Origin of the sequence: Algoriphagus aquimarinus (assembly GCF_900112005.1) — a bacterium.
Classification (GTDB): domain Bacteria; phylum Bacteroidota; class Bacteroidia; order Cytophagales; family Cyclobacteriaceae; genus Algoriphagus; species Algoriphagus aquimarinus.
This window is the reverse complement of sequence record NZ_FOKK01000012.1, coordinates 51,561-65,078: the sequence shown is the minus strand read 5'-3', so window position 1 is coordinate 65,078 and position 13,518 is coordinate 51,561. Positions and strand designations below refer to the sequence as shown.

The window sequence follows — 13,518 nt, the reverse complement described above, 5'->3', positions numbered from 1 at the left end:
TTTCAAAGTAACATAAGCGCAAGCAACACAAGGTTTATCCCTATCCTGAAAATGAAAGCAGTATTATTCTTGACTGGTTTCTCTATTCCTTCCTTATGCTTTACACTCTGAAAAAGGAAGTAAGCCGAGGCTATAATCGTCAATGAAACGATGATGATCAATGGAATGATTAGAAACTCTAGCTCCTTTATTCTACTTGCAAATACATTTAATGCAAAAGAAATCAGAGTCACTACACTTCCAATGGAATGGGCTTTTTGGATTTGAGATAAAATGGTAATGTCTGGATCTTTCATGATTGAATGAATGATTTTTTTAGTAAAAAGTAAAAGGAGTGTCTTAGAATAAGCGTCACTCGAGGTTTTGGTTACTTCTGTCTCCCGTCTTCTGACTTTCCAAAAACACCTCTTCAAACTCAAACCTTTGTCCATTAAACAAGCCCTTATCACTTAGCTTCAGGTCAGGAATGACTAGCAAAGCCATAAAGCTTAGCGTCATAAAGGGAGAGTTAAGCGTAGCTCCTATTTCTTTGGCTAGTCTATCGATATTCGTGTAGGCGGCAGCTACTTCGTATCCATCCGAAGCAGACATAATTCCTCCAACCGGAAGTGGAAGTATTTCTTCCTGATTTCCAGAGACCGCAGAAACTCCACCTTTAGCAGCGATGATCAGATTGACTGCTTTGCAAATGGATTCATCATCGATGCCGACTGCTATGATATTATGTGAGTCGTGTCCAACTGAGGAAGCGATTGCTCCGGTTTTCAATCCAAAGTTTTTAATAAAAGCCACTGCTGGAGGAGCATCTTCGTAGCGATTGACCACAGTGATTTTCAAGATGTCCTCATCTGGATTCGATTCTGCGAAACCATTTTTGATGAGGATTTCACCGGAGATTTCCGGCGTGATCAATTGTCCGTCTAAGGCTTCGATGACTCTGACTTTATTTCCATTGGCTGTGATCTGGAAGTCTTCAGGCTTCTTGAGTGAAGTATTAAAATTGTTGATGATCTCGTTTGTGATTGGCTGAATCAGCGTTTCCCCATTCTCAGCTACTTTCTCTCCATCTATATAGGTACTAATGACCTGAAAATTTTTCAAGTCTTTTACAAGAATAAAGTCTGCTGGGTCTCCTTCTCTTAGTTGTCCAACATTCATCGCATAGTGAGCGATGGGATTTAGACAGGCCGCCTGAAGCACATTGAAGATATCCTTTCCTTTTTCGACTGCTCTGGCTGCCAGGTCATTGATATGAGAAATAGCTAGATTATCTGGATGCTTGTCATCTGAACAAAACATGATCATCTCAGGGTATTGATCGATCAGGTCGATGAGTGCTTCGAAGTTTTTGGCAGCCGAACCTTCTCGGATAGCGATTTTCATTCCCAGCTTTAATTTCCCTAAGGCTTCCTCAGCCGTGAAACACTCATGATCGGTGCTTGGGCCAGCACTGACGTATTTCTCTGCCAGTTCTCCTTTTAGTCCTGGCGCATGTCCATCGATGGGTTTGCCGTATTTCTTTGAGATTCGGATTTTCTCCATCACCAGCTCATCCCGATTTACCGTCCCGGGCCAGTTCATCATTTCTGCTAAGTAATGAATCTCGGGGCGAGACATTAGGTTTTCTATGTCCTGAGCATTGATTTCACCACCTGCCGTCTCGAAAGGAGTGGCTGGTACACAAGAAGGAGCGCCGAAGTAGAACTTGAAAGGAACCTGCTTTCCGTTTTCTATCATGTATTCCACGCCTTCCATTCCGCAGACATTGGCGATCTCGTGTGGATCGGAGACTGTTGCCACGGTACCATGAACTACGGCAAGTCTTGCGAATTCTGAAGGGACAAGCATGGAGCTTTCCACATGCACATGCGCATCGATAAAGCCTGGCATCAAATAGGGCAAAGAAGTATCCGATTCGATTTTTGTCAGTTTGGCAATTTCCCCATTTAGGATATTGATAGAAACAGCATAGATTTCACGATTTGGGATATCTACGAATTGACCTTGGATCTGCATAAAAATGTAGGGTGAAATTAATTGGAGAGAATCTGTATAAGAGATTCGTTTCCATGTGTTGGGGATAGGTTTAGATTAAAACTACTATATTTGCGCAGTAATAAAAAAACGAATCAAGCGGGTTTTTTGAATGAATAAAATCGTCATCGCCATTGATGGATATTCGGGATGTGGCAAGAGTTCCACGGCCAAAGCAGTTGCAAAGGATTTGGGATATACTTACATCGATTCCGGAGCCATGTATAGAGCGGCGACTCTACACTTTTTGAACAACTTCCTTTCTCCAGCCAATCCACATGATGTGGAAAAGGGGCTAAAATCACTAGAAATTTCTTTTCACCTTAATCCAGATACGCTCAAGCAAGAGACTTATCTGAATGGATTGAATGTGGAAAATGAAATTCGCACCATGCGTATTTCTAATAAAGTATCTGAAATCGCAACTATCGCGGGTATCAGAAAAGAGTTGGTAGCTCAACAGCAACGCCTAGGAAAGAAAAAAGGAGTAGTCATGGACGGTAGGGATATTGGTTCAGTGGTTTTTCCTAATGCGGATCTGAAAGTATTTATGACTGCGGATTTGGATACCCGAGCTGTTAGAAGGCAAGAGGAGCTTTTGGAAAAAGGCGAGCTAGTTGATCTGGAGGATATCAGAACCAATCTCGCAGAGCGGGATCGAGTGGATTCTTCCCGTGCAGAAAGTCCTCTAAAGAAAATGCCAGATGCTGTGGAGGTAGATACCAGTAATATTACCTTTGCGGAGCAAGTGGGAAAGATTGTCCACGCAGCAAGACAAATCATTGATAAACAAGAGAGCTATGCAGGTAAGCATTGATAAAAACTCTGGGTATTGCTTCGGAGTAGAATTTGCCATCAAAATGGCAGAGGATGAGATGGAGCAAAGCGATCAGCTGTATTGCCTGGGTGATATAGTGCACAATGATATGGAGGTTTCTCGCCTCAGCGCAAAGGGTTTGGTGGTGATCGATCGGGAGCAGTTGTCAGAATTGCGTGATTGCAAGGTGTTGATTCGTGCCCATGGAGAACCGCCTGAGACCTACAGAACTGCCATAGAAAATAATATAGAGTTGATTGACGCTTCTTGTCCAGTAGTATTGAAGCTTCAGCATAGAGTGAAGACGGCTTTTGATAAGATGGAGCGAGAAGAGGGTCAGATTGTTATTTACGGCAAAAAAGGCCATGCGGAAGTAATTGGCTTGACTGGACAGACTTTGGAAAAAGCTATTGTGGTGATGGAAGACTCTGATTTGGATAAGATAGATTATACCAGACCAGTAACGCTTTTCAGTCAGACCACGAAAAGTACTAAGGGGTTTTATGCAATTTCTCAGAAAATAGAAGAGCGGATCCAAGCAGCTAAGCAAGAACTGAGCAGGGAGACTTTCAACGCAAATGATTCTATTTGCCGTCAGGTCTCGAATCGTGAACCACAATTGGAGCGTTTTTCTCTGGAAAATGATGTGATCTTATTCGTGTCAGGCAAGAAGAGCTCCAATGGCAAAGCGCTTTATCAAGTTTGTCTTGGGCAAAATGAAAGAAGCTACTTCATAGAAAATGAGACAGAAATAAATACTGATTGGTTTCAAAAAGATGAAAAAGTAGGGATTTGCGGTGCAACTTCTACCCCAATGTGGTTGATGGAGCAAGTGAAGACATACGTGGAATCACTCGAAGAAGGAGTGCTTTCAGTCTAAAAATAGGATGTATTAAAAACATAGGAAGCCATTCTTCCAAAAGTTCAAACATTAAAGTTCATATACGCTCAGATTAAAAAGGTTATTTATTAGATTTGGGGCGTTTTTCAAAAGCTCATAGTTCAAAAACAGATATGTCTAAAATAGTGAAGCTTAAGAAAGGTTTTGACATCAATATGGTGGGAAAGGCTAAGCAAGAGCTGGCTGATTTCGCCCCGGCGCAAACCTTCGCAATTAAGCCGACAGACTTTATTGGGCTCCAGCGCCCTAAAGTACTTGTCAATGAAGGAGATACCGTAAAGGCAGGTACTCCAATCCTGATCGATAAAGCATTGGATCAAGTGATTTATGCGGCTCCTGTTTCCGGCAAAGTTGTCGAGATAAAGAGAGGAGATCGTCGTAAGTTGCTTGAAGTCAAGATTTTGGCAGATGCGACCATCATTCACGAGCAGTTTGGTCAAGTTGATATCGCTTCTCTGGATAGAGATGCTTTAGCAGCTAAACTGGCAGCTAGTGGTGTTTGGCCAAATATCATCCAAAGACCTTTCGGTATTGTTGCAAATCCAGCAGATACTCCAAAGAGTATCTTCATTTCTGCTTTTGATACGCATCCTTTGGCTCCTGACTATGCTTTTGCATTGGAAGGGCAAGGGAAATATCTTCAAGCGGGTATTGAGGCTTTGGCTAAACTGACAAGTGGCAAAGTTCACTTGAACGTAGATGGTTCTAAGGCTGTTCCAGCGGTTTTTTCAGATTTGAAAGGCGCACAAGTGAACAAGTTCTCAGGTCCACACCCTGCGGGTAACGTAGGTGTGCAGATACACCATTTAGATCCTATCAACAAAGGCGAAATAGCTTGGACTGTTTCTCCTACCGGAGTAGTTCAGATTGGTAAATTCATACTGGAAGGTATTTACGATGCTTCTAAAGTTATCGCAGTTACCGGATCTGAATTGACCAAAGCCGCTTATGTAAAGACTTACAGTGGAGCTTCTGTTTCTACTTTTGTGAAAGGGAATCTTAATTCTGGTCACGTAAGAGTAGTTTCTGGAAACGTGCTTACAGGTGAGAAAATCTCTTTGGAAGGTTTCCTGGGGTTTTATCACAATCAAATCACGGTCATCCCTGAAGGAGATTACTATGAATTTATGGGTTGGGCAAAGCCTACCACTAGATTGAGCTACCACAGAGCATTAGGTTTGCTTTCCTTCCTTACTCCAAAGAAAGAGTTCGTTTTGGATTCTAACGGTAGAGGAGAAGAAAGAGCTTTCGTTCAAACTGGTGTTTTTGAATCAGTTACTCCAATGGATATTCTTCCAGTTTATCTTTTGAAAGCTATCATGGCTGAAGATTTTGACGAAATCGAAGAATTGGGGATCTATGAGATCGTGGAAGAAGATTTAGCTCTTTGTGAGTTTGTGGATGTGTCGAAGCATCCTGTGCAGGAGTTGGTGAGAAAAGGAATTGAATTAATCCAATACAGTTAATCCATATGAAGTTTCTAAGAGATTTATTGGACAAGCAGAAGCCACTTTTCGAAAAAGGTGGCAAGCTTGAAAGTCTATATTACGCGTTTGAGGCAGGGGAGACATTTATGTTTAGCCCTAAGCATACTACAGGTATCAAAGGAGCACAGGTAAAAGATGCTATTGATTTGAAGCGAATGATGATCACGGTGGTAATCGCCATGATCCCTTGTTTGCTTTTCGGTATTTATAACACAGGTCATCAGCATTTGTTGGCGACAGGCGGTACTGCAGGTCTTTGGGAGAATTTTGGTGATAAAACATGGATAGGTGTTATGCTTGTTCTTCCTATCGTACTGGTAGCTTATACGGCTGGTGGTATTGTTGAAGCAATTTTCGCAGTGGTTCGTAAGCACCCAATCAACGAAGGCTTCCTGGTAACAGGGATGCTAATTCCTTTGGTAGTGCCTGCTACTACCCCATTGTGGCAAGTAGCTTTGGCTACTGTTTTTGCAGTAGTGATCGCAAAAGAAGTATTCGGTGGTACTGGTATGAACGTGCTTAACGTCGCTATGACTGCTAGAGCATTCTTGTATTTCGCATATCCTGCACAGATTTCTGGTGATCAGGTTTGGACTTACTTAGGAGATAAAATGCCAGTTGATGGCTTCTCTGGAGCTACAGCGCTTTCAGTAGTTTACAATGCAGGAGTTGAAGGAACCCAATCAGCCGTGGATGCCTTAGCTGGTCACAACACAGTGCTTGGATCTGGATTATATGAATTTGCAAACTTGTTCATTGGATGGATTCCTGGTTCAATCGGAGAGACATCTACCTTGATGGCTTTGGTTGGAGCGTTGATCTTGATCGGAACTGGCGTAGCTAGCTGGAAAATTATCGTTTCTGGTTTTGCAGGAGCTTACATCATGGGATTTGTAATGAATCTTTTTGCAGTAAATGAATACATGGCATTGCCTCCTCAGTATCACTGGGTGATGGGCGGCTTGGCATTTGGTATTGTCTTCATGGCAACTGATCCGGTGTCTGCAGCGCAAACTGAAACTGGTAAATGGATTTATGGTCTTTTGATCGGATTCCTTACTGTGATCATACGAGTGACCAACCCAGCATATCCTGAGGGAATCATGCTTGCAGTTCTGTTTATGAACGTGTTCGCTCCATTGATCGATTATTATGTAGTTAAGGCAAATAAAACAAGGAGGTTACAACGTGCAACAGTCTAACACTTATATTATTACATTCTCCGTCATCTTGACGGTAGTATTGGGATTACTTCTTTCTGGTACCTCGCAGCTGCTAGGCCCTATGCAGAAAGAGGCAATTGCCTTGGATAACAAGAAGCAGATCTTGGGAGCAGTTATTCCTGGTGAAGAGATCGCTGCTATGACTCCTCAAGAAGTTAATGAGTACTATAACAATAGAATTGCTTCTGTGGTAGTAGATATCAATGGTAAAGTAGTAACAGAGCAAAACGGCGTAGCTGTGACTGCAGAAACTGTTGACATTGCTAAGAATTACAAGAAGTCTGCTGACGAAAGATTGTATCCAGTCTATATGTTCCATAGCGACGGAAATCCTGATGATGTAGCTAATTACGTGTTGCCTCTTTATGGCGCAGGTCTTTGGGATGCGATTTGGGGATATATTTCTCTAGATACAGATATGAATACTGTAGGAGGTATCACACTAGCTCACGCGGGTGAAACTCCAGGTCTAGGAGCTAGGATTACCGAACCGGGAGTTCAGGCGAGATATGAAGGGAAAACGATTTTTGACGAATCTGGGGATCTTGTAGCAATAGAGATGCAAAAGGGTGAAGGCAAAGATTATTCTGATGATCCTCATTCAGTCGACGGAATGTCTGGTGCTACTATTACTGCCAAAGGAGTAAATAATATGCTCCAAAATTATCTTGGCTATTATAAGGCATACATTGAAAATAAAAAGTCATCTACTGCTGTAGCTGTACTTTAATCGAACTATCAACTCAAGAATTCTATAAACATGAGTGCTGAAACTGTAGAAAAAGCGATTGCGACAAAGCCCGCTGAGGCTTTACTCTCAAAACGCCGAAAAAAATTAGTCTCTGATCCTCTGGTGGACGAAAACCCAATTACCATTCAGGTACTTGGTATTTGTTCAGCATTGGCGGTAACGACTCAGATGAAACCAACCTTGGTAATGGCTATCTCGGTTATTTTCGTGGTAGTGATGTCTAACTTGGTGATTTCTCTTATGAGAAATACTATTCCTAGTCGTGTGAGAATTATTGTACAGCTTGCTGTAGTTGCTACGTTGGTGACTTTGGTAAGTGAAGTGTTGAAAGCATTTGCTTACGACATGTACAAAGAACTTTCTGTATTCGTTGGATTGATTATCACCAACTGTATCGTAATGGGTAGACTTGAAGCATTTGCTTTGGGTAATAAGCCGTATGATTCAGTGTTGGATGGTTTTGGATCTGCTTTGGGTTATTCTTGGATTATCCTTGCCGTTGCATTCTTTAGAGAATTGCTTGGTTCTGGTGCCGTCTTTGGACTTCCTGTTTACGAATCTATCTCAAGCTTATTCGGTCCTGATTTCAAATTGGCTACTAACGGCCTAATGGTATCTCCTGTGGGTGCATTTATCATCCTCGGATTGATCATTTGGGTACAGCGTACCAAAACGGGTTATGTCGAACACTAAAACCAACTGAAGAAATGGATTTATTTAACTTAGGTATTCGGTCGATCTTTATCGACAATATGATTTTCGCTTACTTCCTTGGGATGTGTTCTTTCTTGGCCGTTTCCAAAAAAGTAAGTACAGCGATTGGTCTTGGTGCAGCAGTAATCTTTGTATTGACTGTGACAGTTCCAGTAAACTGGATGCTGAATGAATATGTATTGAAAGAAGGTGCTTTGTCATGGGTTAATGCTGGCTTGGCTGATATTGATCTTTCATTCTTGAGATTCATCATGTTCATCGCTATTATCGCTGCTATGGTTCAGTTGGTAGAGATGGTGGTTGAGAAATTTGCTCCAGCACTTTACGGAGCGTTGGGTATCTTTCTCCCTTTGATCGCTGTAAACTGTGCTATTCTAGGTGGGTCACTTTTTATGGCTCAGAGAGATTACACGCTGGCTGAATCTGCTGTTTACGGCTTCGGTTCAGGCACAGGCTTTTGTCTTGCTATCGTAGCTTTAGCTGCTATCCGTGAGAAATTGAAATATTCACATGTTCCAAATGGCTTGAAAGGCTTGGGTATTACCATGCTTTTGACCGGTTTGATGGGAATGGCATTTATGTCCTTTATGGGTATTGATTTGTAATCACATTCAGTTCAAGAATATATTTGAAAGCTCTGAGATCGTATCTCAGAGCTTTTGTTTTTAGTGGTAATTGATTTTAATCAATTACCTAGTAACTTTTACCTTGTAAACTTATTATTCAATAAACCTCTCTCCTATGAAAACCCTATTAACATTCTGCTGCTTTTTAGCACTTACATTTTCAGTTTCAGCCCAAAATGGTGACTGGATAGAGCTCTTCAACGGTAAAAACTTGGATGGCTGGAAAATCTCTGAAGATTCTAAATCTTTCCAAGTGGAAGATGGAGTGATTAAAGTCGCAGGGCCGCGTGGGCATGCGTTTTACATGGGAGATGTAGCAAATCATGACTTCAATAATTTCGAAGTGATAGTGGAAGTGAAGACTATGCCTGGAGCTAATTCAGGGATTTTTGTTCATACTCAGTACCAAGAAGATGGCTGGCCAAGTGTTGGCTATGAAATCCAAGTAAATCAAAGCCATACGGACTGGAGAAAAACTGGTAGCGTATATTCTTTTCAAGATGTGAAAGAGGTGTTTGTAAAAGATGAAGAATGGTACACAGAGCATATCATCGTTCAAGGTGATGTGGTCACTGTGAAAATCAACGGAGAAACTGTCAATGTATATGATCAGTCTAAAGATGAAAACCGTAAAGATGGTCTAGGTACTAAAAAAGCAGATCATGGCACTATCGCTCTCCAAGCTCATGATCCTAAGTCAGTAATCTATTACAAAAGTGTTAAAGTGAAAATCCTTCCAGATTAATCTGAGAGAAAAATAGACTGAAAAGTATCTTCAAGTATAAATCCTGATTATTATTGAGTAATAATCAGGATTTTCCTTTTACATCCATGGCATTTACATACAAGCGCATCATTTCCTATTTCCTTAGAGGTCTTCTATTTGTCACTCCAGTAGTAGTAACTCTCTATATTATCTATCAAACTATCCTTTTTCTTGATAATCTAATTCCAGTGCCATTACCAGGGATCGGTATTGTCATGGTGTTGGCATTAATCACCTTCGTTGGATATTTAGCTAGTCTGTTCTTTGCCCAACCTATTTTTGAGTGGTTTGAACGAGGCTTGATCAAGATTCCTCTAGTAAATCTGATCTACACTAGTATCAAAGATCTGATGGGTGCTTTTGTGGGAGACAAAAAGAAATTCTCATCCCCTGTGAAAGTACAGCTCAGCGAAACTTTTATTCGATTAGGCTTTATCACTCAGGAGGACATGTCTATCGTAGGTGAGCCTGATATGGTTGCCGTTTATTTCCCGCATAGCTACAACGTCTCTGGAAACGTGTTCTTGGTTCCCAAAGACAAAGTAACGCCGCTAATAGGGGTGAAAAGCTCCGACGTGATGAAATTCATGGTGTCAGGTGGTGTTTCTCCACTAATGTAGATTAGGGCTTGTGATACCTCACAAAAGCAATCCATTCACCGTCTGGAGACCAGCTGTGCACGTTGATTGTGCCTTGACCACCGTAGAAGACTTTTGTTAAGTCTTTTATTTCTTTTGTCTCCACATTCAGCAAGCGAAGTTTAACGTCTTTGCCAAAAGGATGAGATCCTTTTTGATCCTCTAAGTAGGAAATAATCACTGCTGATTTATTGTCTGGAGATGGATGTGGAAACCAATTGTCAAGCGCATCATTGGTGAGTTGTTCGGCTCCAGTTCCGTCAGGCTTCATGCGATAAGCATGCATTCTTCCTGTTCGGTTAGAATTGAAATAGATCCATTTACCGTCATAGGAGTATTCTGGACCATCATCTAAGCCTTCAGCATCAGTAAGTCTTTTCTCTGCTCCGCCAACTGTAGGAATGGAGTAAATATCCCACAGACCATTCCGCTCAGCGCAATAAACCAGGGTCTTCCCGTCTGGACTGATTCCATGCCAGTAGCTGGGATGAGCTGGAGTGATTAACTTTGGTTCACCTCCAGCCAGTGGAACGGTATAAATGCGAGAGCCAAAACCTTGATCACTTTTGCTGATCACAAGAAGTTTCCCATCGAAACTCAATCCATGATCATTATTTGCGCGGGAGATTTTATCAGGCAGAATTTGTTCTAGTTTGTTGCCGTCAAAATCTACTTTCTCAAGCTGTCCTCCAGAATTGATCAGTAAGTATTTTCCATCTCGCGACCAATTTGGTGCTTCGAAATGTCGGACTTCTTTCAATATGGTTTTCTGTACTCCAGTCTTTACATTGAGGATTACTAGCTCACTGGAGGTTCCTTCAGGTGCCTGCTGGGCATAAAGCGTGGAAGAAAAGAGTAGAAAGAATAGTGCGAAAATGTTTTTTAGGTTTTGCATGATAGGTTTGATTGTCCTATCAAGATAAGCAACTGTAAATAAACTTATTGCAAAACTTCCACCACCTGTTCATTTCTTTCAATGAAGCGACCAATTTCCCATAGTACTTGATTTTGCTGCTTCATAGAATCTTCAAACCAAGCTTTGTTTTCAGGGTCTACAGCAAGCATTAATCCTCCGCTAGTTTGAGGATCACAAAGTTTTACCAAGTCCATTCCTACCACACCTTTTGTCTTTGCGCTATAAGCGTTCCAATTTCGGTAAGTGTTGTCGGGGAAAATAAACTGGTTGATGTATTCCTGTACTCCTTCGATCATAGGAAGTTTCAGGAGGTTTATTTCAGCGGATAGACCTGATCCTTCGCACATTTCTATCAAGTGACCTAGTAAGCCAAACCCAGTGACATCAGTCATGGCGTGAACTTCCTCATGATTGCCAATAACTTCTCCAATCGAATTCAATCTGCATGCTGTGTCTATTAAACTCAGATAGTCTTTGTCCGTAATCTTTTGACGCTTCAGTGCTGTCGCCAATACGCCTACCCCAAGTGGCTTAGTCAGGTAAATGATATCTCCAGACTTCGCTCCGTTGTTAGTTTTGATTTTATGAGGGTGGATAATACCATTTACCGATAGCCCAAAAATAGGGTCTTTGGCAGCGATAGAATGTCCTCCGGCTAGCTCGATTCCTGCAGCTTTGCAAATGGTCTTTGCACCTTCCATTACCTTTGCAGCAAGGTCAGGAGAAAGTTTTTCCACAGGCCAGCTTAGTATAGCATTAGCGAAAATTGGCTTACCGCCCATTGCATAAACATCCGAAAGTGCATTTGCAGCAGCGATCCTCCCAAAATCAAAAGGGTCATCTACGATTGGGGTGAAAAAATCTACCGTATTGATCATTGCCAAATCTTCAGACACCTGATAAACTGCAGCATCATCTTTATGAGAATTTCCAACCAAAAGCTTGGGGTCATTTTGTGAAAAAGAACCGCTTGCCGATAAGATCTGATCAAGGATGGCTGGTGCGATCTTGCAACCACAGCCGGAGCCTTCACTCCATTCAGTCAGTCGTGTTGGTATGTTTTCCATTGAATTTGGTTTTTGCATCGAGTAGTTTTTTGATGGATGAGTCTGGATCGATTCCAGAGAGGTCTAATTGGATTGTTTTACCTTCGGCATGCTTATCCAAGTCAAACGTATAAGCCTTGTCGTAGTAGATCAGCATGTTAGAGATCCAATCCGAATGATTTCCTTCTACGATTGCTACTATTGCCTGTGAAGTTCGTAAACCACCGAGACGTTTTTTGAGACGTAATACCGCGAGGATTAATTCATCAGTAGGTAAACAAGCATATTCTTCAGCAATCAAATCGATCCGCTCTTGATCAGTTTTTAAAATATCTATTAGCGGTGCAGCCAGCATTTGATGGTAGAATTTATCAGGAAGTATCAATCGACCGATTTTCCGACTTTCATTTTCTATCCAGATTGATTTTGCTGGATTTTGCTTGCGCAAAGCTTCTGCGAATATGTTTTCAAATTGCTCTACAGTAGGTTGAGCGGGTTGTCCGATTGATCCAAAGGAAGATCCTTTGTGATTTGCCAATCCTTCCAAGTCGATGATTTGTTCACCAACTTCCTGAAGTTTTTGTAGCAATCTCGTTTTACCGGTTCCAGTTTTTCCTCCTAACACTAGCAGGTTCCAGTCTTTTCTGACCAAGTCAAAGCTATAGGTCCTGTAAGTCTTGTATCCGCCCTTCAGACGATAAACTTCGAAACCTACCATGGTTAGCAGCCAGGATAGTATTTGGCTTCGCATTCCTCCGCGCCAACAGTAGATAATTACTTTTTTCTGCGGGAATAGCTTTAAAACATCTTTTAGAATTAAGTGAAATCGCGGGCCGACCAATTCGAAACCTTTAATTGTAGCTTCTTCTGATCCTTTTTCTTTATAGAGCGTGCCTACCACCACCCTTTCCGGATTATTCAGAATTGGGATGTTGATGGACCCAGGGATTTGGCTTTGTTCAAATTCTCCTTCACTGCGCGCATCGATCAAAGGGAAATGATCCCGCAAACTCCAAAATTCAGATAAAGAAATTAATTGCTCCGCCATAAAGTTTGAAGATAAAAAAAGCCGCAAGGAATTCCTTGCGGCTCTGAATGTAATATAGTCAACTAATTAAAGTTGAGCATCTAGTTTTTGGGATAAAACAGATTTTGGAACTGCTCCAACCTGCTTGTCCACGATTTCGCCACCTTTGAAGAATAGAAGGGTAGGGATTGATCTGATACCGAAAGCTTGCGCTACACCAGGATTTGCATCCACATCCACTTTACCGATAATGGCTTTGCCGTCATAATCACCAGCTAATTCTTCCACTACGGGACCGATCATTTTACAAGGGCCACACCACTCTGCCCAAAAATCCACAAGGATTGGCTGCTCAGATTTGATGATTTCTTCAAAGTTTGCGTCAGTAATTTCTATTGCTTTTGACATTGTATGTTTGGTTTTTGATTGCTGAGATTTCAAATATATGACCAAAAGCCAATAGCGTATTAATAAGTTCCGAGTGATTAAATTTTTTTGTCTATTCGGAATTGATAAAAACTATGACTAAACCGCTTCGGTTGACCAGCTTGGACCAGAAGAGTTTCAAGTTT

Annotated in this window: 15 protein-coding genes; 9 read left to right on the top strand and 6 right to left on the bottom strand. The window is 41.6% G+C overall.

What is annotated here, in order from left to right:
• Positions 1–2 precede the first annotated feature (2 nt).
• Positions 3–296 carry a hypothetical protein gene (locus tag BM291_RS15255; RefSeq protein ID WP_092898965.1) on the bottom strand — a complete coding sequence of 98 codons (294 nt, stop codon included), beginning with the start codon at positions 294–296 and terminating at the stop codon, positions 3–5.
• Between the two features lie 55 nt (positions 297–351).
• Positions 352–2,016, bottom strand: coding sequence for an adenine deaminase (gene ade, locus BM291_RS15250; RefSeq protein ID WP_092898963.1), 1,665 nt, complete (start codon positions 2,014–2,016; stop codon positions 352–354).
• A 130-nt stretch (positions 2,017–2,146) separates the two neighbouring features.
• Between ade and cmk the strand changes: the two genes are divergently transcribed.
• The 9 genes from cmk (at position 2,147) to BM291_RS15205 (ending at position 9,939) form a co-directional block, all read left to right on the top strand.
• The gene (gene cmk / locus BM291_RS15245) at positions 2,147–2,851 is read left to right on the top strand and encodes a (d)CMP kinase (RefSeq protein ID WP_092898961.1); all 705 of its coding nucleotides are present in this window, start codon (positions 2,147–2,149) and stop codon (positions 2,849–2,851) included.
• Entirely contained in the window at positions 2,835–3,731 is an 897-nt protein-coding gene (locus tag BM291_RS15240) for a 4-hydroxy-3-methylbut-2-enyl diphosphate reductase (RefSeq protein ID WP_092898959.1), read from the top strand. The genes cmk and BM291_RS15240 overlap by 17 nt, the downstream gene beginning before the upstream one ends.
• 134 nt (positions 3,732–3,865) lie before the next feature.
• Positions 3,866–5,218, top strand: coding sequence for a Na(+)-translocating NADH-quinone reductase subunit A (locus tag BM291_RS15235; RefSeq protein ID WP_092898957.1), 1,353 nt, complete (start codon positions 3,866–3,868; stop codon positions 5,216–5,218).
• A 5-nt stretch (positions 5,219–5,223) separates the two neighbouring features.
• On the top strand, positions 5,224–6,441 hold the full coding sequence (locus BM291_RS15230; protein WP_092898955.1) for an NADH:ubiquinone reductase (Na(+)-transporting) subunit B: 1,218 nt from the start codon (positions 5,224–5,226) through the stop codon (positions 6,439–6,441).
• A complete protein-coding gene (gene nqrC, locus BM291_RS15225) occupies positions 6,428–7,192 on the top strand; it encodes an NADH:ubiquinone reductase (Na(+)-transporting) subunit C (RefSeq protein ID WP_092898953.1) in 765 nt (254 codons plus the stop codon). Before BM291_RS15230 ends, nqrC begins: the two co-directional genes overlap by 14 nt.
• Positions 7,193–7,222: 30 nt before the next feature.
• Positions 7,223–7,906 carry an NADH:ubiquinone reductase (Na(+)-transporting) subunit D gene (locus BM291_RS15220; RefSeq protein ID WP_092898951.1) on the top strand — a complete coding sequence of 228 codons (684 nt, stop codon included), beginning with the start codon at positions 7,223–7,225 and terminating at the stop codon, positions 7,904–7,906.
• Between the two features lie 14 nt (positions 7,907–7,920).
• Positions 7,921–8,532 carry an NADH:ubiquinone reductase (Na(+)-transporting) subunit E gene (nqrE, locus tag BM291_RS15215; RefSeq protein ID WP_092898949.1) on the top strand — a complete coding sequence of 204 codons (612 nt, stop codon included), beginning with the start codon at positions 7,921–7,923 and terminating at the stop codon, positions 8,530–8,532.
• Between the two features lie 136 nt (positions 8,533–8,668).
• On the top strand, positions 8,669–9,298 hold the full coding sequence (locus tag BM291_RS15210; RefSeq protein WP_092898947.1) for a 3-keto-disaccharide hydrolase: 630 nt from the start codon (positions 8,669–8,671) through the stop codon (positions 9,296–9,298).
• A gap of 86 nt (positions 9,299–9,384) precedes the next feature.
• Positions 9,385–9,939 carry a DUF502 domain-containing protein gene (locus BM291_RS15205; protein WP_092898945.1) on the top strand — a complete coding sequence of 185 codons (555 nt, stop codon included), beginning with the start codon at positions 9,385–9,387 and terminating at the stop codon, positions 9,937–9,939.
• Between the two features lies 1 nt (position 9,940).
• On the opposite strand, the gene BM291_RS15200 is transcribed toward BM291_RS15205, so the two are convergent.
• The 4 genes from BM291_RS15200 to trxA form a co-directional block, all read right to left on the bottom strand.
• Positions 9,941–10,852, bottom strand: coding sequence for a TolB family protein (locus BM291_RS15200; RefSeq protein ID WP_092898943.1), 912 nt, complete (start codon positions 10,850–10,852; stop codon positions 9,941–9,943).
• 44 nt (positions 10,853–10,896) lie between these two features.
• A complete protein-coding gene (selD, locus tag BM291_RS15195; RefSeq protein ID WP_092899094.1) occupies positions 10,897–11,940 on the bottom strand; it encodes a selenide, water dikinase SelD in 1,044 nt (347 codons plus the stop codon).
• On the bottom strand, positions 11,912–12,967 hold the full coding sequence (mnmH, locus tag BM291_RS15190; RefSeq protein WP_092898941.1) for a tRNA 2-selenouridine(34) synthase MnmH: 1,056 nt from the start codon (positions 12,965–12,967) through the stop codon (positions 11,912–11,914). Before mnmH ends, selD begins: the two co-directional genes overlap by 29 nt.
• 66 nt (positions 12,968–13,033) lie before the next feature.
• Positions 13,034–13,354, bottom strand: coding sequence for a thioredoxin (gene trxA / locus BM291_RS15185; protein WP_092898939.1), 321 nt, complete (start codon positions 13,352–13,354; stop codon positions 13,034–13,036).
• Positions 13,355–13,518 lie beyond the last annotated feature (164 nt).